The organism is Daejeonella rubra (assembly GCF_900103545.1).
GTDB lineage: Bacteria > Bacteroidota > Bacteroidia > Sphingobacteriales > Sphingobacteriaceae > Daejeonella > Daejeonella rubra.
This window is the reverse complement of record NZ_FNHH01000028.1, coordinates 25,077-44,374: the sequence shown is the minus strand read 5'-3', so window position 1 is coordinate 44,374 and position 19,298 is coordinate 25,077. Positions and strand designations below refer to the sequence as shown.

Below are 19,298 nucleotides of genomic sequence, written 5' to 3'. Positions count from 1 at the left end.
ATTAATAATTGCTAATAATCAATTCTTTCACAGAGGTTCTTTTAGGCTTACAGTTGATCGACCTCATAGCATCTATATCAATTACGTTCCAGGAGCTATAAAGCTCTCTGATGAGCGGGGTATCCGCATTTGACATTAAAATAAATGCACCTTTGTCACTAAGAAATTTAACATTCTCTGCCAACTCACATTGCTTTTGGTATAGGAATTTGTCAATAGTATAGTGTTGAAAGTAGGAGGTATCATTTAAAGGTGGATATGGTGGATCCAAATAAACCAAATCACCAGAACCAATACGATCTAATACATCCTCATACATGCAGTCAATAAGTTCTATACCCTGTAATGACGCCTGGATGGCCTTTAGATGTTCAATGCTAGGTAGTGATGGATTGAGTTTACCTACTGGTACATTATATTCACCTTTTTTGTTGACACGGTAGATCCCGTTGAATGATGTATGGACTAGGAATATAAATAATGAAGCTTGATCAATATTAAAAGAATCTCTATTTTGATTAAAAATGGTTCTGAGTTTATAATAGTAATCAGGATTCAATAATCTCAGATGATATTGTAGTTGGTCAAAAATTTCCTCAGGACTTGAGGCTAACTGTTTGTAAGCATTCACAAGGTGAGAATTGATGTCAGATAAAACAGTATTGGTAAAACCATTGTAAAGGAACATTGAACCAGCTCCAAGGAAAGGTTCAAAATAACGGTTAAATTTGAATTTAGGAAGATGTAAAGAGAGTTTGGCAACTAAGTTCTGTTTCCCACCTGCCCATCTAATAAATGGCTTTACACGCAGTTTTGTTACACATTCTTCAGTTGCTAAATTATTTACTCGATTTAAACTCTCGATCATTGCTGTGAGAATATCTATTGGAAGATGGCAAATTGGTGATCTTTTATGCCTACAAAGATGATTCTTATTTAAATATATAAAAAATATTTCAGCCACCAACTCTGCCTTTCTCAAAAGGTGGCTTAGCCGAGGAAAGGCATAGTGTTGCCTGAAGTGTTGGAAGTTATGTTCTTCAGTGCATTTATTAAAAGGTACTGCGTGCAGGTGGTACTATGGGTGGCCTGTGGTGGTATCAACGTCAGCCACAGGAAGATCGGCATGGAAACTGGATTATGCTCGCTAATGCTTTACGCCAGACCTCTCTCATGAATTGTGCTTCGCTACGATTCATTCGCTATGCTCCATCGCTGTTGCCTTGGTTTAACAACCAGGGCAAGCCTTAAGCTTCACAGTCTGTCATAAGCATTGCTATGAGCAAGAAGCAGTTTCCATAGAAGCTCCTAAACCCATTCCACGATGGTTTCACCATATCCTGTTATGTCTTCTTGCTTCTCTAGAATAGCGACCTGCGGATTCGCAAACCACTTCACAACTGTCATAACTATTGAGACCCACCTCAGTTGCCTTTTAAATCAATAGTTTCGCCAGTTCCTTGTGTGAACATACTAAGGACCGCACTAACGTGCTCCTCTCCTTAGATGGTTTGCTCAGTCGCAGAAGGTCGCAGTGATACTAATTCGATTTGAAACCATCCAAGTAATTAAAGGTGCCGAGGTTAACTTTATCAACTTCAATTACATAAGAGTCGTTTAATTTTGTAAAATTTTTAAAAACAACAATAGCACGTAATCGCTTTGTTAGTTCATCAACCGTTAGGGTGCGCCAGCTTGGATCTTTGAATCCTAACTTTTTTTGATTGTACACCAAATCTCCATCAAACTGTTTTGCATATTGAACTTCTTGATCTAAAAACTCCAAAGTTTCATTTTCTTCAATCTTGATTACTTCTTTAATAAAACTATGATAAAAGGATTGGAGATCCTTCATAAAGTAATTATATGGAGAATGTGGAGACCCTTGGCATTTTACATACAAGCTTATAGCTAATAGAGTTGGTTTCACTCCAAGTTGACTTGAACTCATATTCTGAAGAAACGAAACGAACATATTTCTCTGGCCTACTAATGTTAGCAACCCTAAACTTTCTAGGGCTGTACATTCTGTCTCTGCTTTTAACATGCTATCTGTCTCCATTATTGCAAGAATTTCATTTGGTTTTATTTTGATTGCACCCAGTGTTATCATGCCACTATCTCTTGCTTGAGCGAACTCATTTAAATTGATTGTTTTAGGAGAAAGCAAGCATAGATGGTTTAATAATTTTACTTGCGAGGAGGTAAGCCTTTTCAAAAGCTCAATGAATAAGATGTTTTCATCTTCTTCATAAGTACGACATGATGATGCAAAAAGACCAGCCCACATATCTTGCAACGTATCGTTTGTAATAACTGATGCATGGTCAATAATCTGGTATGCCACACGCGGGTCAAGTACTAACTTCTCATTTTCGAGATCGTAATGCATTTTACCCTTAGCCTTTTCTAAAAGCTTTATTATGTTATTAAGTTTCCAACTTGTAAATTGGTCTCTCATCACCAAACCCAATTCTTCGAGTAGAGGTTTACAAGTTAGCTTCAGAAACTCTCTAGCTGCGTCTAAGCCGAACTCAACCGATTTCTTTGAAATTTCCCCAACAGACTTAAGTCCCAGAGGATCAAAACCATCAACTGATATGTCAATAAGAGGTTGTGTTTTGTTTTTCTGGGTTTTCTTTTTACTCATTGTCTACACAATAAAACTATTACCAATCTGAGTTAATCACTTAGCAATATAATAATTTAACTAGGAGAACACATACTGTCCGTTTAATGGGTGATCTATGTTACTCCCATGACCTTCGTTCAGTCGCAGACGGTCGCATATTGTATGATATTCGTTCAAAAAGTGCAAAATGTTATATTTACTATCTTAGTCAGTAGCATATAAGCAAAGAATGGATTCTATTAATTTTATTCTATCGAATTTTTATTATTCAGTAGCACTGCTTCTGTCAATTTCATTTTTCTTACACTACTTTTTGGTTTATCCTAAAAACCTATCAAAGAAGCAGTGGAAGTATATGGATTATGTTTGGCTTAGTCTTACTGTAATAGGTTTAGTCGCACCTACCAGAAGTGCAGAGCGAACAGCAAGCGAAATCAAAGTTTCCACACTCCGACCAGCACTGATTATGAATTTACAACTCATAAAAAGTTATTTCAATCGAGGAGATACATCATGGATCTGTGAAGGAATCATGAAACCGTACAATGGTCCAGCAAATTTTGATGAGTTAGATAGAGACTGGAAAACGATGTGCATTTGGGAAAAAGAAATGCAAATAATCGTAGACAAAATTGACACAGTAACCTTTAAAGTTATAAATCTTGATTCGGTACCTAAGGCCAATGTTCAACTTGATATGTTCTTGAGGCACGAAGAGGTCATAATTGATAGGATAAAATATTATAATAGCGACGCTAGTGAGTTTCAGGTTGCGTCCAAATTAGCTCACGAAACCACTAAAGACCTTGTCTGGAACTTATTAAGTCCCTTATTACTTATCATTGGAATAGCGCTTCGACTGACAAAGGTTTCAGGAGAGATCAGACATGAGAACTAACTAGGTTATCTAATCATTCTTTCGTCTAGCCGTGCTTCTTTCCTTAGATGCCTGCTCCGTTCGCGGATGGTCCACAAGAAAATGTTGTTAATTAATAAATTTAGTTAACTTAATTAATTAAATTTTAACTGTTTTATATGGCAAACCTTGCACTTGGTAAACTACCATTTGAGAAAGATGTGTGGACAACCCCAGATGTTGCGACTAATGGTGATGTAACAAACTACAATAGCAATTCTGGTTTTGCGCACGCGTCGTGGCCATGTAAATACACCATTGATTTAGGTTCATCTTTACAGGTTAGAGTAGTAAGATTTTTGCTTTGGGATAACTTGGGGCAAGGTAAATCCACTGTTCACTCAAGAAAGTACAAGTTTACACTTAGTATATCGAATGATGGAGAGCATTACCAACAAGTTTATTCTAATAAGGATGATCTTGGAGGGAATGGATGGTATGTATTCACATTTCTCAACGATACTTATACGAGGTTTGTTCAACTCGAAGGACATTACAACTCAGCTAACGAGATGTTTCACATCGTAGAATTTGAAATTCATGACGAGGAGCCACGACCAATCCTGGGAACCAACAAGCATACTTTTGATATAGTTACAGGTATACCGGGTGAAGAGAGAATCAAAGAAATGCTGGATACTGCGATTTCAGAGAAAAGCGATGTCTTTAAGGGATTAGATGAGAAGTTGAAACAGATTGACAGCACCCTAAGGCAATCCACCGAACTCATTAATCAAATTGATATAATTAGACGGAGTATCGATTTTCAACGTGAATCTGTTAATAACAAACACAGAGGGTACTGGTGGCTAGGAGGGTCTTTAGGAGGGTTAATAGGGTTTTTCGTTCTGTTGGTTTGGTTTATTTACTATGACGATCATGCAATAAGTATTATTACAGAGGCATCAAAACATAAGGAGTTCATACAGTTTACAGGTTATCTGTTGGCCTCTTATTTTATAGGAAAAGGTCTTTTAATATCTATACTAGTATTCGCCATAACTTGGTGTTTAAAGAACTTTAGAGCAGAAAGACACAATTATGTTGTGAACAAACATAAGGCAATGTCGCTGACCGTTGCAATTTCCATTTTAACAGGTGAGGAATATGGAAACACTAGCAGAGGGCATGTATTTATTGATGCAATGAAAATCGTTTTTGCTCATCAGCCAACAGCATTTTCGTCTGAAGATGTAGTGTCACCAAGTATTGTTAATGCAATAACCAGTAAAGAAATTTAACTAATACTCTAATGCATTCAAATACTTGAAGTGTTGCTGATGTGAATTCGCAATGAAATATAATTAAAGCGCGTCTAACGGGTGCCATAGCAAGCTATTGAAATCTTGAATCTGATCGTCCGTCACCTTAATGCCTCACTTCCCAGTAATTCCTGCTTTTATAAGAATGAAGTTGAGACTACGAAACATACCCAACCCAGATCAACTTCATTGATAGATGTATATAATTCTTAGAGCACCTATATACTTACACACAGAGATTGAAAAATCTACATCTCATTAACCTTTTGCACTTACTTTATATTAAATTACATTTGGGTTAAACCTATTATCAACAAATGGCTTTAAGCTGGAATGAAATTAAAGATCGTGCAGTAACATTCTCCAAAGAATGGGAAGACACCACAAATGAAGAAGCAGAAGCAAAATCATTTATTGAAGCATTCTTTAACATTTTTGGCGTTACACGTAAGCGTGTAGGCACATTTGAGCACAGGGTTAAAAAATTAAATGAAGGTGATGGTTACATTGATCTGCTCTGGAAAGGTGTAATTCTCATTGAAATGAAAAGCAAGGGTAAGAACCTTGATAAAGCTTTCATTCAAGCTAAGGAATACATTCACGGTTTAAAAGAACATGAACTTCCAAAATACATTCTTGTTTCTGACTTTGAAAACTTCAGACTATTCGACACTGAAGAACAAATAACATTAGAATTTAAATTAAAAGAGTTAGTAAAATTCGTTCAGCATTTTGGATTCATAGCTGGTTACCAGAAGAGGATTTATAAAGAACAAGATCCGGTTAACATCAAAGCTGCTGGATTGATGGGTAGGCTTCATGACAGATTAGAAGAGATAGGCTATGAAGGGCATCCACTTGAAGTGTACCTGGTAAGAATTCTCTTTTGTTTATTCGCTGAAGACACCACAATCTTTGAGAAGCAGCAGTTTCAAAACTACATCGAAGATCGAACCAACGAAGATGGAAGTGATCTGGCATCCAAGCTTCAGGAACTATTCCAGACCTTAAATACTCCAAACGATAAGCGTTTCAAAAACCTTGATGAACAGTTAAATGCATTCCCATATGTAAATGGAAAGCTATTTGAAGAGGTACTACCATCTGCAAGCTTTGATACAGCAATGCGTAAATCATTACTTGATTGCTGTTATATTGATTGGAGTAAGATCTCACCTGCAATCTTTGGATCAATGTTCCAAAGTGTAATGAATCCAAAAGAGAGAAGAAATCTTGGAGCACATTATACCAGTGAGAAAAACATCATGAAGCTTATCAAGCCATTATTCTTAGATGAATTATGGGCTGAATTTGAATCAGTAAAGAACAACAGGAACAAACTTATTGAGTTTCATAGGAAGATTAGTCAACTTAAGTTTTTAGATCCTGCTTGTGGATGTGGCAACTTCCTGGTAATAACATATAGAGAGCTACGTCTTTTAGAAATTGACATTCTACGCATTTTAAATAAGTCTGGTCAGGGTGTTCTTGATGTTAGAGAGATTATCTGGCTTGATGTAGACATGATGTATGGAATTGAGTATGAAGAATTCCCTGCACGTATTGCTGAAGTGGCAATGTGGCTTATGGATCATCAGATGAACATGCTGATTAGTAATGAATTTGGTCAGTACTTTGTGAGGTTACCTTTAAAGAAGTCTGCTAATATCACCCATGGAAATGCATTGAGAATTGATTGGAACAATGTAGTTTCATTAGAAAACCTCAATTACATTATAGGAAACCCTCCCTTTGTAGGATCTAAATGGATGAATCCAGATCAGAGAGAAGATGTGAAACAGTTTCAAACAGAGTTACCAGGAGTAGGTATATTAGACTATGTGGCTTTCTGGTATATCAAGGCAGCATATTATATACAGAAGTCGAAGGTAAAGGTAGCTTTTGTGTCAACAAACTCAATTACTCAGGGTGAACAAGTTGGAACACTTTGGAATCCACTCTTTAACAAGTTACAAATAAAGATAATATTCGCACATAGAACATTCAACTGGAAAAATGAAGCTAAAGGTAATGCTGCTGTTCATGTAGTTATTATTGGATTCGCTGCATATGATATTAAACCTAAATACATCTTCGATTATGATCATGTCAGTGGAGAATCATTTATTACTGAAGTAAAGAATATAAGTCCCTATCTAGTTGAAGGACCTGATTTTGGTATTGAGAATAGAAGTCGACCACTTTGTGACGTAGCTACTTTAAGAACAGGTAATAAGCCTATTGATGGTGGACATTACATTTTTTCAAAAGATGAAATGAATGAGTTTATTGCAAAGGAACCAAAATCTGCAAACTATTTTAAACCTTTCATCGGTTCAGAGGAGTTTATCAACGGCAACCCAAGATATATTCTATGGTTAAAGGAGTTAGAACCATCAACGTTAAGAGACTTACCACTTGTTAAAGAGAGAATAGAAAGAGTAATCAAGTTTAGAAGTGCTAGTTCAAGTGCTCCTACACAAAAACTAGCATCAAGCCCACTTAATTTTCATACAGAATGTTACCCAACAAGTGATTTTTTAATTATCCCACAGGTGTCTTCAGAAAGGAGAAACTACATTCCTATAGGCTTTGAGCATCCTGGTATAATTTGTAGTGATAAACTCAGAATACTTATTGATGCTAGTTTTTATCATTTTGGTATACTCACTTCTAAAATGCATATGGCTTGGATGAGAACAGTTACAGGAAGACTTAAATCTGATTATCAATATAGTGTATTAACTGTTTACAATAATTATCCATGGCCTTTATCACCGACTTTAAAGCAAGTTGAAACCATTGAAAAGGCTGCAAAGAGCATAATTAGCATAAGGTCTAAATTTAAGAACAGTAGTTTAGCGGATCTCTATGACCCAATTACAATGCCATCTGAACTATTGAGTGCACACAATAACCTTGACAAAGCAGTTGATATGGCATACCGTTCTCAACCATTTACAAGTGAAGCAAAAAGAATGGAGTTCCTATTTGAACTTTATGAAAAGTATACTGCTGATTTATTTACAAAAGAAAAGACTAAAAAATCTGTTAAGAAAGCTATATGATACCTGACTACCAAAGTATAATGTTACCGTTGCTTCAACTGGTTTCTGATAATCAAGAGCATAAGTATAGAGATTTAATTGAAAATCTTGCATTGAAGTTTAACGTTTCAGAGGCAGAACGGAAAGAGCTATTAGCAAGTGGTAATCAATCAATTTTTGATAATAGAGTTGGTTGGGCAAAGACCTATCTTAAAAAGGCAGGGTTATTAGATTCACCTAAACGAGCTACCTTCGTAATCACTCCTATAGGTCTTCAGACCCTTCGTGATAATCCCCCACGAATTGATGCGAAGTACTTACGACAGTTCCCTTCCTTCCTTGAATTTCAAAATACCAGCCGTTCCGAAAGTGGAGTAGATACTACTCCTTCTTCAACTGAAGCAAATGAACAAACGCCAGAAGAGAATTTAGATAGTGCTTATCAAAGAATTAGAACAGCATTAGCTGCTGAACTTCTTAAGAAGGTTCTTGAATTGTCACCTACATTTTTTGAGAGACTAGTTGTTGAATTGCTAGTAAAGATGGGTTATGGAGGTTCAATCAAAGATGCAGGCAGTGCTATAGGAAAGAGTGGAGATGAAGGCATAGATGGTACTATTAAAGAAGACAAACTTGGATTGGATATCATCTATATACAAGCTAAGAGATGGCAACCGGGCAACGTTGTAGGAAGACCTGAACTGCATAAGTTCGTAGGTGCACTAGCAGGACAAGGCGCAAAGAAGGGTATTTTTATAACCACGTCAAACTTCACCAAGGAAGCATTAACGTATTCACCGCGTAATGAAACTAAGATTGTTTTAATTGATGGTACACAGCTCACGCAGTTAATGATTGACTATAATTTAGGTTGCACCACCCAACAAGTCTATGAGTTAAAAAAGATTGACAGCGACTATTTTGAAGATGAGTAGCTTAATTTATCTCTAATCTAAAAAGCTAGTCACATTTAAAAGTTTATGTGGAAGCCTCATTCACATAACTTTGATTAGAGTACTAAAAGATGTTTATAATTTTTGCAGATACTATATATTTAGAGACGTAGTAGACAAAATATACAACATCTTAAGCTTGGAACACTTCGATTTTAAGCTACTTCTTTAAAAGGAAACCTTGTAAATGAATGAGGTTGCAGCATCACCCTAAATTCCATCCCACCTAATAATTTATTCAAAATACTAAAAATATTAGTATTATTATTATGTTTGTATATGAGTACTAAGTGTAACGTTCAATAAAAGCTGATTTCAGCACTATTGGATTCGCAAGAAAGTACTAGAGAACATTAATTAATATTAACTGTATTAGATTATGGCATTCATGTATGATTTAGACGTTCCTACGTCTATGCACCCAACAGGTATTTTAGAGGTTCAAATGGATCTCTCCAATGGAGTGTTCGCAGACTTTTATGAAGTCAATGTAGAAGACTTTTCGGATGATGACGATGAAACATTTGATTTGGCTCAAGAAGAAGACAAGAAACCACTCTATAGGCTTCAGCAAGATGAAGAGACTAAACAGTGGAAGGTTGTCATAGGTGAATCTATTTCAGATGAAGACTTGAAAGCGATTTCTATTGCATTGACAGCAAATCTGGAACGTTGGGAAAACTCTGAATGGTAACTGAAAAGAACATCCAAAACCACACACAACATTCGATTGTGTAACTAAATTATCAGGGTTATTAGATTGCAATTCTATGAGTTTCGGTTTCTCTTCAACAGATAGGCTCCATGAAGAAGCTTTACAGCAGAATTTATGGATTTATGATAAGAATAGGCATGTCTGGTATACTCCTGAAGAGTTTAAAGCCATTTATGGTGGTAAATCAAAGCATTTTCACGAGTTGGAGCACTTTGTAATACGAGATCCTATTGCTGGAATTAAAGCTGCACATAAAGAAATGAAACTCCAATCTACCAGAATGGAAGAACTAAGAGAAAGACTACATGAGTTTTCAATCAAGGTGTTTAAATACTACTGGAAAGAACCAAAGTTTAAATAACCATTGAATTTTCACTTACAGCAGTTACTTTTATAAGGATGACTTCATTTATTAATCCTTAAATCCATGTGTGGTAGAGTTTCAACTTCAGATATTGTAGAAATTGCAAAGGAGCTACAGCTAAAGTATGCAGAGGAGTTAATAAAGCCTGGAGGAATCAATTTACCTCCTACAGTTGAATTACCTGTGTTTACAGATGAAAAACCTGATGAACTACAATATTTTTACTGGAGTTTAATACCCTTTTGGTCTAAAGAGAAACCAAAGTTTAGCACCTTCAATGCACGTTTAGAGAATCTTCAACAGTCAGGAACCTGGAAACACTTATTAGGTAAACGACATTGTGTAATTATTACTGATGGGTTTTATGAATGGCAAAAGCTTGATGAAAAGGGTAAGATTAAACAACCTTACCTCATACGTATGAAGCAACAGCGATTTACCCTAATGGCAGGTCTATGGGATTCATGGACTGATAAGTCAACAGGTGAGATAATAAATAGTTGTACTATTATAACCCGGACTCCAAATAAATTCATGAAGAGTATTCATGATCGAATGCCTTGCCTATTGACTGAAAAGACAGCAAATCTTTGGGTAGATAAAAATTTACCTCTTAATGAAAGATTGCAACTGTTAGAAGCAATACCAGATAATCTGATGGAAAAAGCTACAGTCAAAAAGGTAGGAGACGTTGAGGAGTATGAGAAATTATTCGAAGAAAAATAATCATATCCGTCTCATACGTTTCCGGATTTGGTCTGGATCAGGTTTGTCATCCACTTCTTTCTTATCGCTTTCATTTACATCCAAACCCTGGAAGATCTGCGTAAATAACTCAGGATCGATATAAAGTCTTGAAGTGCCAATTGGATGGTGATTAGTCTGCGCTTCGTTAATTACTACGTCTTCACGTGTTAGAGTATTTGTCCTTACCCGCATTTCCCAATCGGGCTTTGTAGTCCATGTCTCCGCATTCATCCCAACAGTCAGAAAATCAACACCACTTGGATTAATTGGAGTTTGATAATAGTGTGTCCAACCATGCTTTCTTATACTCATGTAGACTGTTTCAACTGGCTCATCAATATCTGGTAAGTCCTTAAGCAAATTCCAGATTCTCTCCTGAAAAGGTTCACTCATCTCCATACCTTCCGGCATAACAAGATGAATCCCATTAACATCAACACCTAAATACCTCATTCCTGACCATCCAGAACCACTAAGATTGTGCTTTATGTTCTTGTATAACTTGTCTGTGTACCGTCCCATACTCAAATATAATTAACCAAATTGAAACAAGTTAGTACTTTTGTTTATGGAACAATTTGAAGTTAACCTTGTTGGTGAAAACCTGACCATTATTCTAATTGCAGAAGGTACATACTCAGTTTATCGTGGGAACACATTCGTGGCTGACTTAACAGCTAAATTTGGTGAATCAGGAGTAACTTGGTATGCAGAGGGAATAACGCCAGAGTACGCTAAACAAATTGGTGAACTGATTGAAGAACACGATATGTAATTAGTGTTGAATCTGTATCTCATCAATTTAGTGAACTGTCAACTTATTGAATTGGATATTCCAAACGCATTCTTTAAAAGGTAAATCCTTATAAAAGAATGAGGTCAAACTCACCACTTCCATACCACTCTCCAAAACTCACCAAACCACATTCTCAAAAACCTACACTTGCCTTCATGGGGTGTATAAACCTTAAAAATCAACTGAAGTGTAGGTAATATAAAAATCTCATTCCACCCATCTAATCCATTCAACTTCCATTTCCTGCTCCATTAGTCTAAAGACACAGATTGAACTATTTATTTTTTCATTAAGTATGTCTCAAATTTATGCTTCAATCTCAACACGCTTAAAGGAGCTAGGCATAAACCCACATAACCATACACTGTCCATTTATTCCTCTCCTCCTTTGCTAAGTTGATCTTAAAGCATGACTGAGTTCCATATAAATCAAAAAAATATGGAAACTAAACAAAATTTAAAAGTAGCAGAAGTGCAAGTAAGCTATAAAACAATGGTTAAAGCGAGTGATAGACCTAAAATCAGCTCCTCTATTGAAACATTTCAGGTACTGCAGAGTAATTGGAACTTTGAAATAATCGAGTTCATAGAAGAGTTTAAAATCATTCTCCTGAATCGAGCACATCGAGTATTAGGAATTGTACCTATCAGTGTAGGTGGAACAGCAGGTACGATCTGTGATCCAAAAGTAATTTATGTAACAGCTCTTAAATGTAATGCTGCTTCGATTGTCCTGGTACATAATCACCCATCTGGAAATTTAAAACCTAGTCATGCAGATCTAGAACTTACAAGGAAATTAAAAGCAGCAGGACAGTTTTTAGACTTACCAGTATTAGATCATATAATCCTGACAAAAGATGCATATTTTAGTTTTGCAGATGAAGGCTTAATGTGATGATAATCAACAAGATTTAGGTAATAAAAAGTGTGCCTTAAACAGTGCCATTTGACTGCAAATTTACTCGCAAATGAAAAAGACAAACCCTCTTAAAACACCTTTAAACGCCTTGTTCGGCAGTGAAGAGGTGATCGGTTCGAATCCGATATTCTCCACGAAAATGGCTTCAGGTAATACTGGAGCCTTTTTTATTGAAAGTGTGATTGAAATTCGCGCTATCCGTCGAGTTAAGCGCAGCGCTCTACGGATTTCAAATGAAGTGGAGTCTCCTGACTCCTCAATTACAAAAAAAACTGTACTATCGGTAGTTTTGTGCAGTGCTCTACGGATCTTTAAATGCACAAGAGTCTGCAGACTCGTTTACCAAAAACCTACCGCTAATCGCACCACAATTTCCATTCACGAAAATTCCTCAAGAGAATGTGGAATATACCGGATAAAGCCCTTGAACGATTTTTCTTCGCAGCATAGCTTTGCTATTGCAGACCATTAGCTGATCTAAGTGTTCAGGTAATTTCTTTTGGTTTGATAGTGCATCAGGTAAGCTCGTTTGGCCGGTTCATTTAGGAATGAGCTAGAGATCAGGCTTTCTACCTGTTCTTTTTTGGAAAGAAAAGGCGCTAACAATTTATCTATCCTTTTGGGTTGCACGCCAATCCGTCTGCCAAACTCCCTAAAATCTTCAGCCGAGGCATGGCCCTGGTTCTTCCAGTCCCGGGACTGGAATTTATCTGCAAAAAGTGCCGTCAGGGCAAAATCAGTATCATCTACATGCAGCCGGGTATTGATCAGGTCATACGCCGGACTTAATAAATAGTCGGCGGATGCGCTTTCGAGTAAAGCGAAATTTTTGAGATGCGCGTCGCCGTTTGAAAAAAGATAATTAAACAAGACTAAAGAGAAATACTTCTCTATCTCTATTCTCCATGCCGGAACGAATTGTTGAAAAAGCAGTCCTAATGCCTCATAGTTATAATCATACTTGAAATTGGGACCGGCACTATCAGTTGACTGGCCGGCAAGCGAAGCAAAATCTTCTTTCCCCCATTTTGTACCATCCACTTTCACATCAAACCGTTTGGTCAGGTAAGCGGGAGTACCATCCTGAAAGAAGACCAGTGCGTTCTCTGCTGTTTTTATCCCATAAACCTGCCGGGCGATCTGCATGGTGAGGTGCTCATTAGCTGGCACCTGATCTACCTTTTTCAGATCCCTGGGTATTGGCTTTAATATATAAGTCCCCTGTTCACCAGGATGGGTTAAGCGAAGATAATTTTTCTCTAAGACCATGCTCAGCTTTTCCTGGACGCCTGATAAAGAAATGCGCTTGCGGTTTTCAATGAACTGCTCTTCCACTTCCTCATTGCGCGGAGCCTCATAAGGCAAGATATGGCTCACCTTCTTTTTATTGAACATGTTCTTCAGGCAGAGCGGGCTATAGGTATCAAATCCTTCTGCAAGAGTTCCCGGACAATGTTTTATTTCTTTTAAGTTCATACCTGGTCAGCTGGTTTTACAGTGATAGCGCCGATAGTATCATACTGGCTGGTGGCCATCAGCAAGCCGAAGCTGTCTTTCTCATCAATTTTTAACTGGGTGCACTGCAGTTTTTTGTTCACGCCTTCGCTCAGCATATTAAAAAAGAAAGGGAACAGGTACTTGCTTTCGTACCTTTTCCGGGATTTTGGCAGCGTAAGGCTTACAGCAGGCTTTGAATCGTTGCGGTGCCAGTCATTATCGTATTCAAAGATATAATGACCCACGTTTTCTTCTGTAAGACTGCCGACCAGTTCTCCATTCCGGTAAACATTTGCTTTTCTCATTGTTTATCGTGCTGCGGTGCTTTTATCTCTAACTTAAGTTCCATGCCCAATACTTCTATCAGCTTAGCAATAGTTTCCAGCGTGGGATTGCCTTTCCCAACCTCCAGGGCTTTTAATGTCCGCAAGCTTACATCGGAAAGCTCAGCCAGGTGCGCCTGGGTGATACCCAGGGCCTCCCTTCTTTCTTTAAGGACAGTAACCAATTCTGAATGGTGCATTATATTGCTCTATTTAATCAAAAATAGCTATAATATTTAATAAAAAAAAACTAAAAGAGCATTATGTTGCACTTTTTACACATTTCATAGTTCCTGATAAGTATTTTCGCATTAAGGTGCATTATAATGCACTACCATAAATGATAATTTTCAAGCATATGTAAACAAAACGGTGAGCAGTTCGTACACTCGATATACAATTTACTGATATACTATTATTTGCGGCGGTCGTTCATCGTCCTGGCACTATCCGATTTCTATGATTTAAGGAAATGAAAGAGGTTTGATTGATATTGTTTATTTATAAGCAGCATTCTCCCGGCTCCTTTTTATTGAAAATCCGTAGAGCGCTTCGCTAAAATACGGATAGTGTGATTAGACTACGGATAGTGGGTTTATGATGATTTTGTCATACTTTATAATTAGGATTAACAGCAGATTCGCATTACTCTCATTTTAATAAGATTTCTAAAAATAGTTACATTAAATTGTTGTTGAATTTAAAAGGAAAAGGGTTATGAAGATTCCATTTACAACAGAACATTTTTTTGAAATTTTTGAAAAGTATAACTTAGAAATATTTCCTGTACAGTTGATAATACTCATCTTAGGAATTTTATCAGCAATTATTTTACATTCGAAGATTAAATCAAAAAATAAGCTAATTGGTGGTTTTTTGGGAGCATTGTGGCTATGGATAGGAATAGCTTATCATTTCGCTTATTTTACTGAAATCAATAAGACAGCTTATGTGTTTGGTGGACTCTTTGTGGTACAAGGACTAATTTTTCTGATTGAGACATTTTACAGAAAGAAATTTGAATTTGAGTATAATGGAAAAATTATGGATCATATCGCTTATTTTTTTATAATATTCGGTATTGTTCTTTACCCTATTCTGATTTATGTCCTGGAAGGTTCGCTTATACGTACAATTACAATTGGACTGCCTTGTCCATCAACGATTTTAACATTTGGATTCTTGATCCTTACAAAACCAAAATTCTCAAAATACATAGTGATTATTCCTGCTTTATGGACAATTGTTGGAACAAGCGCAGCATTTAATTTTGGAGTTTATCCAGATTATTTTATGCCCGTTTCTGCTCTGACATCTATCGTCTATTTGATTGCTAGAAAAAAAGAATAGAATTAGAGTTAGCTACAACTGCACTATCCGTAGCTTAATATCCAGGCACAGAAAAAATCATTCTTGTCCCTTTATCAATCTCGCTTTCAGCGCGGATAGTGCCGCCGTGTTGTATAACAAAATCCTTTACGAGTATTAAACCAAGTCCTGAGCCTTTTTCATTATTTGTACCAGAAACTGAACTTGAATTAGAGTTTGTAAACAGTTTTTTCAAAACATCTTCTTCCATCCCTATTCCCGTATCTGTGATACAAACCTCCACCATCTTATCTTTGAGTTGAGCACTTACTGTTACAAATCCTTCTTTCGGGGTATATTTAATAGCATTTGTAACCAGATTTTGAAGAATAGAACGAAGCATTAATGTATCTGCGCTAACATAGATATCGAAAGGGACTTTATTTTCAAGAACAATGTTTTTTTGAAGAGCATTGGCCTTTAACAATTCGAAACTCTGATCCACTATTTGAAACAAATTAAGTTTTTCAGAATTAAAACTTACTTTTTCCCTTTGCATCTGGGCCCATTCAACCAGTTCATTCAGCTGCTGAAGAATTTGGTTCGAGGTACGATGGATGATCTTCGCCAAAGGCTGGACCTTATCAAAAATAGATTTTTCAGCATCCTGGCCTAATTTATCTGATGAGATCATCAATGCTGTTATGGGGTTACGGAGATCATGAGAAATAACAGAAAGAAATTTATCCTTTGATAAATTCAGATCTTTAAGTTCATGATTCAGATTTTCCAGTTCGCAAGTTCTTTCAAAAACCCGTTTCTCAAGGTCCTGATTTAAGAGAAAAAGATCGTCATTTATTCTGATCAGTTTTTCTTCCTGCCGAAGTAATAGCTGAGCTTTTTCATAAAGATCCTCATTTGCTCTCCTTAATTCCTCTTTCTGGGCTTCTAATGCTTCTGATAAGATTATTAAGTCTGCTGTCCGTTTTTCTTTTTCATCGTTTTGAAGAATAAGTTCTTTGTTAGCAATGATTAATTCTACCGTTTGTGTTTTTAATTTTTCAGAAATAGCTTTTTTTTCTTTCCTTTCTTCTGTGTCCTTTAGTGCCCGGTTAATTTTTGTGCTTAATGTAAATAATTTATCCTTTGGCGTATAATCGGTAACACCATTCTTAATAAGCTCGACAGCATTTTCCTCACCGATGACACCAGAAACAATAATAAAAGGAATGAGAGGAGAAATACTTTGTGTAATGTGGAAAGCACTAACTGCATCAAAAGCAGGAAGCGAATAATCGGATAGAATTATATCAGGATTAAAGTTTTGAAGAGCGATCTCAAAATCCACACGGGTTTGAACAATTTCAGAAGTGAAAATCAATCCTGATTTTTTCAATTCACGTTGAAGCAAATCAGCATCACTTCTGTTGTCTTCAAGAATAAGAATTTTAAGATCAGCAGTCATTATTTCATACTATTTGAATACCTGCATAGCGTAACACATAAATTTATTCCCATCCAAGTATCAAAAAATTAATGATTATGCACTATTCTCATTCAAAGAATATTCCCGTAAATTTTGTGAGTCTTTCTTTAAAAAATTCAGAAAGAATCTAATCTCAGAAATCTTATATATCCCGGTTTAATTTCAATAGTATATCCTGTTGACTGGATTATTTTAAATTGCTTTATATCAATGAGCTGGCTCATTAATTATCATCCAGTACATCCCAATCTCCTTAATAGCATTAAAAAATTTATTGCTGTCAACCGGTTTTACGATATAGCTATTGGCTCCCAAAGCATAGCATTTTTTCACATCAGGATCTTCATTAGATGAAGTTAGAATTACTACTGGAATGGATTTATAGCCTGGATCCAATTTTACTTTTTCCAGTACCTGCATTCCTGTTAGTTTTGGCATCTTAAGGTCGAGCAATAGCAGTTTTGGCTTTTCATTTATATTGCGCGAAGCATAAATACCTCTGCAATAAATAAAATCCAGAGCTTCAGCCCCATCTTTAACATGATGAAGTTTGTTTGTAAAACCACTTTTGGTAAGGGCACGAATGGTGAGCGTTGCATCATCTATACTATCCTCGGCAAATAAAATTTCAACACCATCGTAATTCATATACTTTTTTTTTAATATTATTAATCGGTAAGCTTAATTCAGGATTCAGGCTGGAAGGCTGAAATAAAAGCAAGCCCCTTCATTTAATTTTGATTCTGCCCAAACCGTACCATTATGCCGGCTCACTATTTTTTGAACAATGGCAAGACCAATGCCAGTCCCCTCAAATTCTTCCTGTGAATGTAATCTCTGAAAAACCCCAAAAAGCTTATCATAATATTCCATATCAAATCCCGCGCCATTATCCTTCACAAAATAAACAACTTGCTTTTCTTTTACATATGATCCTATTTCAATACAGGTTTTAGGTTTATATTTTGAATATTTTATGGCATTGGAAAGTAGATTGATCCAAACTTGTTTGATCAGTGATTGATCTCCCTTTGAAGGCAAAAGCACATTCATCTTAAATTCCGGAATATTTTCATCTTCATCAAATAATAATTCATCCATTACCATTGAAACAAGAGCCGCCATATTTATTTCTGAAACTGTAACCTGTTTTCTTCCCAATTTTGAAAATGCAAGCAGATCGTCAATCAGTTGCCCCATTTTCTTTGAATTGTACATTATTGAGTCCAGAGCTTTTGTTCCATCTGAATCAAATTTATCACCATAATCCTCCTCCAAAATCTTTGCATATCCATTGATAGCTCTGATTGGAGACCTTAAATCGTGAGATACTGAATAGGAAAATGATCCGAGTTCTTTATTTGCTGATTCCAGCTGAGCAGTTCGTTCAATCACTTTTTGCTCTAACTCGTCGTTCAGTTTGCGAATATCATCTTCCGCATGTTTAAGTTCTCTGTTGGCAATGACCAACTCAGCTGCACGCTTCTCCTTCTCATCATTTTGAAAGGCCAGTTCCCTGTTTGCAATCACTAACTCGGCAGCACGCTTTTCTTTCTCATCATTTTGAAAGGCCAGTTCCCTGTTTGCAATAACTAATTCTGCTGCACGCTTTTCTTTTTCATCGTTTTGAAAGGCCAGTTCCTTGTTAGCAATCACTAACTCGGCAGCACGTTTTTCTTTCTCCTCGTTTTGAAAGGCCAGTTCCCTGTTAGCAATAACTAACTCGGCAGCACGTTTTTCCTTCTCTTCATTCTGGAAGGCAAGTTCTTTATTAGCAATAACTAACTCTGCGGCACGCTTTTCTTTTACTTCGTTTTGAAAGGCAAGTTCTTTGTTTGCAATAACTAGCTCTTCTGCACGCTTTTCTTTCTCATTATTTTGAAAGGCAAGTTCTTTATTTGCAATGCTTAACTCTGCAGCGCGCTTTTCTTTCTCTGCATTTTGAAAAGCAAGTTCTTTGTTAGCTACGACTAACTCTGCTGCCCGTTTTTCCTGCACTTCGTTTTGAGAAGCAAGTTCTGTATTAGCAATGCTTAGCTCATCAGATTTATTTCTATTATCCATATATGGTTTTAACAATATGTTTAGTACTAAAACTGCGGTGCTGCTTGCTACTGAAGAGAGAGTTTTACGAAAGATACACTTAAAAAACTAATTAGATTTTTTTAAGACTGGTGTATTATTCTAATAAACGTTTGTAAGTCATAAATCAGTTGGCAAAATTTCTTTAAATTAAATTAAATTAAAGTTCTTTAAACGATAAAATTCATCTTGAATATTTGCTTATTTTCATTCAGTAAAAAATCATACAGGTTTTTGACTGTTATTAC

Annotated in this window: 20 protein-coding genes; 11 read left to right on the top strand and 9 right to left on the bottom strand. The window is 36.3% G+C overall.

Annotated features, from left to right (window positions below):
* Position 1: 1 nt before the first annotated feature.
* Together BLR27_RS15395 and BLR27_RS15390 are read right to left on the bottom strand one after the other, a co-directional pair.
* Positions 2–868 carry a DNA adenine methylase gene (locus BLR27_RS15395; protein WP_090706364.1) on the bottom strand — a complete coding sequence of 289 codons (867 nt, stop codon included), beginning with the start codon at positions 866–868 and terminating at the stop codon, positions 2–4.
* Between the two features lie 672 nt (positions 869–1,540).
* Complete coding sequence (locus tag BLR27_RS15390) at positions 1,541–2,650, bottom strand: Abi-alpha family protein (protein ID WP_090706363.1); 1,110 nt, start codon at positions 2,648–2,650, stop codon at positions 1,541–1,543.
* 211 nt (positions 2,651–2,861) lie between these two features.
* Here BLR27_RS15390 and BLR27_RS18575 point away from each other — a divergent pair, with 211 nt between their 5' ends.
* From BLR27_RS18575 to BLR27_RS15355, 7 genes are all read left to right on the top strand, one after another.
* Complete coding sequence (locus BLR27_RS18575; RefSeq protein WP_090706361.1) at positions 2,862–3,530, top strand: hypothetical protein; 669 nt, start codon at positions 2,862–2,864, stop codon at positions 3,528–3,530.
* A gap of 137 nt (positions 3,531–3,667) precedes the next feature.
* Positions 3,668–4,789 (top strand): discoidin domain-containing protein, encoded by a 1,122-nt coding sequence (locus BLR27_RS15380; protein WP_090706360.1) that lies wholly within the window; start codon positions 3,668–3,670, stop codon positions 4,787–4,789.
* 338 nt (positions 4,790–5,127) lie between these two features.
* Positions 5,128–7,878, top strand: a complete 2,751-nt coding sequence (locus tag BLR27_RS15375; RefSeq protein ID WP_090706358.1) for a DNA methyltransferase — start codon at positions 5,128–5,130, stop codon at positions 7,876–7,878.
* Positions 7,875–8,792, top strand: a complete 918-nt coding sequence (locus BLR27_RS15370) for a restriction endonuclease (RefSeq protein ID WP_090706356.1) — start codon at positions 7,875–7,877, stop codon at positions 8,790–8,792. Before BLR27_RS15375 ends, BLR27_RS15370 begins: the two co-directional genes overlap by 4 nt.
* A 406-nt stretch (positions 8,793–9,198) precedes the next feature.
* Complete coding sequence (locus tag BLR27_RS15365) at positions 9,199–9,504, top strand: hypothetical protein (RefSeq protein ID WP_143007760.1); 306 nt, start codon at positions 9,199–9,201, stop codon at positions 9,502–9,504.
* A gap of 76 nt (positions 9,505–9,580) precedes the next feature.
* Entirely contained in the window at positions 9,581–9,886 is a 306-nt protein-coding gene (locus BLR27_RS15360) for a hypothetical protein (protein ID WP_090706353.1), read from the top strand.
* 66 nt (positions 9,887–9,952) lie between these two features.
* Positions 9,953–10,615: an SOS response-associated peptidase gene (locus tag BLR27_RS15355; RefSeq protein ID WP_090706351.1), complete on the top strand. Its 663-nt coding sequence runs from the start codon at positions 9,953–9,955 to the stop codon at positions 10,613–10,615.
* Here BLR27_RS15355 and BLR27_RS15350 read toward each other — a convergent pair whose 3' ends face one another.
* Entirely contained in the window at positions 10,616–11,158 is a 543-nt protein-coding gene (locus BLR27_RS15350; protein ID WP_090706349.1) for a hypothetical protein, read from the bottom strand.
* 46 nt (positions 11,159–11,204) lie between these two features.
* On the opposite strand from BLR27_RS15350, the gene BLR27_RS15345 reads away from it, so the two are divergent.
* The 3 genes from BLR27_RS15345 to BLR27_RS18425 all read left to right on the top strand — a co-directional run bounded on the left by BLR27_RS15345 (position 11,205) and on the right by BLR27_RS18425 (position 12,826).
* Positions 11,205–11,411 (top strand): hypothetical protein, encoded by a 207-nt coding sequence (locus tag BLR27_RS15345; RefSeq protein WP_090706348.1) that lies wholly within the window; start codon positions 11,205–11,207, stop codon positions 11,409–11,411.
* 460 nt (positions 11,412–11,871) lie between these two features.
* Positions 11,872–12,330, top strand: coding sequence for a JAB domain-containing protein (locus tag BLR27_RS15340; RefSeq protein ID WP_090706392.1), 459 nt, complete (start codon positions 11,872–11,874; stop codon positions 12,328–12,330).
* A 73-nt stretch (positions 12,331–12,403) separates the two neighbouring features.
* On the top strand, positions 12,404–12,826 hold the full coding sequence (locus tag BLR27_RS18425) for a hypothetical protein (protein WP_143007759.1): 423 nt from the start codon (positions 12,404–12,406) through the stop codon (positions 12,824–12,826).
* Between the two features lie 5 nt (positions 12,827–12,831).
* Here BLR27_RS18425 and BLR27_RS15335 read toward each other — a convergent pair whose 3' ends face one another.
* Genes BLR27_RS15335 through BLR27_RS15325 form a run of 3 tightly spaced genes read right to left on the bottom strand, consistent with a single transcriptional unit; the run spans position 12,832 to position 14,374 of the window.
* On the bottom strand, positions 12,832–13,830 hold the full coding sequence (locus BLR27_RS15335; RefSeq protein ID WP_090706346.1) for a type II toxin-antitoxin system HipA family toxin: 999 nt from the start codon (positions 13,828–13,830) through the stop codon (positions 12,832–12,834).
* Positions 13,827–14,156: a HipA N-terminal domain-containing protein gene (locus BLR27_RS15330; RefSeq protein ID WP_090706344.1), complete on the bottom strand. Its 330-nt coding sequence runs from the start codon at positions 14,154–14,156 to the stop codon at positions 13,827–13,829. Before BLR27_RS15330 ends, BLR27_RS15335 begins: the two co-directional genes overlap by 4 nt.
* Positions 14,153–14,374, bottom strand: coding sequence for a helix-turn-helix transcriptional regulator (locus BLR27_RS15325; RefSeq protein WP_090706343.1), 222 nt, complete (start codon positions 14,372–14,374; stop codon positions 14,153–14,155). The genes BLR27_RS15330 and BLR27_RS15325 overlap by 4 nt, the downstream gene beginning before the upstream one ends.
* Before the next feature lie 517 nt (positions 14,375–14,891).
* On the opposite strand from BLR27_RS15325, the gene BLR27_RS15320 reads away from it, so the two are divergent.
* Positions 14,892–15,524, top strand: a complete 633-nt coding sequence (locus BLR27_RS15320) for a DUF6064 family protein (RefSeq protein ID WP_090706341.1) — start codon at positions 14,892–14,894, stop codon at positions 15,522–15,524.
* 34 nt (positions 15,525–15,558) lie between these two features.
* Here the strand turns inward: BLR27_RS15320 and BLR27_RS15315 are convergent, their stop codons facing one another.
* From BLR27_RS15315 to BLR27_RS15305, 3 genes are all read right to left on the bottom strand, one after another.
* Positions 15,559–16,947, bottom strand: a complete 1,389-nt coding sequence (locus tag BLR27_RS15315; RefSeq protein ID WP_090706339.1) for a hybrid sensor histidine kinase/response regulator — start codon at positions 16,945–16,947, stop codon at positions 15,559–15,561.
* 228 nt (positions 16,948–17,175) lie between these two features.
* A complete protein-coding gene (locus BLR27_RS15310) occupies positions 17,176–17,616 on the bottom strand; it encodes a response regulator (RefSeq protein ID WP_090706337.1) in 441 nt (146 codons plus the stop codon).
* A 45-nt stretch (positions 17,617–17,661) separates the two neighbouring features.
* The gene (locus tag BLR27_RS15305) at positions 17,662–19,032 is read right to left on the bottom strand and encodes a sensor histidine kinase (RefSeq protein WP_090706336.1); all 1,371 of its coding nucleotides are present in this window, start codon (positions 19,030–19,032) and stop codon (positions 17,662–17,664) included.
* Positions 19,033–19,298 lie beyond the last annotated feature (266 nt).

Bases quoted from the DNA above. Each gene is read 5' to 3' on its own strand.
- BLR27_RS15395 (WP_090706364.1), bottom strand. From the start codon at position 868: ATGATCGAGAGTTTAAATCGAGTAAATAATTTAGCAACTGAAGAATGT.
- BLR27_RS15390 (WP_090706363.1), bottom strand. From the start codon at position 2,650: ATGAGTAAAAAGAAAACCCAGAAAAACAAAACACAACCTCTTATTGAC.
- BLR27_RS18575 (WP_090706361.1), top strand. From the start codon at position 2,862: ATGGATTCTATTAATTTTATTCTATCGAATTTTTATTATTCAGTAGCA.
- BLR27_RS15380 (WP_090706360.1), top strand. From the start codon at position 3,668: ATGGCAAACCTTGCACTTGGTAAACTACCATTTGAGAAAGATGTGTGG.
- BLR27_RS15375 (WP_090706358.1), top strand. From the start codon at position 5,128: ATGGCTTTAAGCTGGAATGAAATTAAAGATCGTGCAGTAACATTCTCC.
- BLR27_RS15370 (WP_090706356.1), top strand. From the start codon at position 7,875: ATGATACCTGACTACCAAAGTATAATGTTACCGTTGCTTCAACTGGTT.
- BLR27_RS15365 (WP_143007760.1), top strand. From the start codon at position 9,199: ATGTATGATTTAGACGTTCCTACGTCTATGCACCCAACAGGTATTTTA.
- BLR27_RS15360 (WP_090706353.1), top strand. From the start codon at position 9,581: ATGAGTTTCGGTTTCTCTTCAACAGATAGGCTCCATGAAGAAGCTTTA.
- BLR27_RS15355 (WP_090706351.1), top strand. From the start codon at position 9,953: ATGTGTGGTAGAGTTTCAACTTCAGATATTGTAGAAATTGCAAAGGAG.
- BLR27_RS15350 (WP_090706349.1), bottom strand. From the start codon at position 11,158: ATGGGACGGTACACAGACAAGTTATACAAGAACATAAAGCACAATCTT.
- BLR27_RS15345 (WP_090706348.1), top strand. From the start codon at position 11,205: ATGGAACAATTTGAAGTTAACCTTGTTGGTGAAAACCTGACCATTATT.
- BLR27_RS15340 (WP_090706392.1), top strand. From the start codon at position 11,872: ATGGAAACTAAACAAAATTTAAAAGTAGCAGAAGTGCAAGTAAGCTAT.
- BLR27_RS18425 (WP_143007759.1), top strand. From the start codon at position 12,404: ATGAAAAAGACAAACCCTCTTAAAACACCTTTAAACGCCTTGTTCGGC.
- BLR27_RS15335 (WP_090706346.1), bottom strand. From the start codon at position 13,830: ATGAACTTAAAAGAAATAAAACATTGTCCGGGAACTCTTGCAGAAGGA.
- BLR27_RS15330 (WP_090706344.1), bottom strand. From the start codon at position 14,156: ATGAGAAAAGCAAATGTTTACCGGAATGGAGAACTGGTCGGCAGTCTT.
- BLR27_RS15325 (WP_090706343.1), bottom strand. From the start codon at position 14,374: ATGCACCATTCAGAATTGGTTACTGTCCTTAAAGAAAGAAGGGAGGCC.
- BLR27_RS15320 (WP_090706341.1), top strand. From the start codon at position 14,892: ATGAAGATTCCATTTACAACAGAACATTTTTTTGAAATTTTTGAAAAG.
- BLR27_RS15315 (WP_090706339.1), bottom strand. From the start codon at position 16,947: ATGACTGCTGATCTTAAAATTCTTATTCTTGAAGACAACAGAAGTGAT.
- BLR27_RS15310 (WP_090706337.1), bottom strand. From the start codon at position 17,616: ATGAATTACGATGGTGTTGAAATTTTATTTGCCGAGGATAGTATAGAT.
- BLR27_RS15305 (WP_090706336.1), bottom strand. From the start codon at position 19,032: ATGGATAATAGAAATAAATCTGATGAGCTAAGCATTGCTAATACAGAA.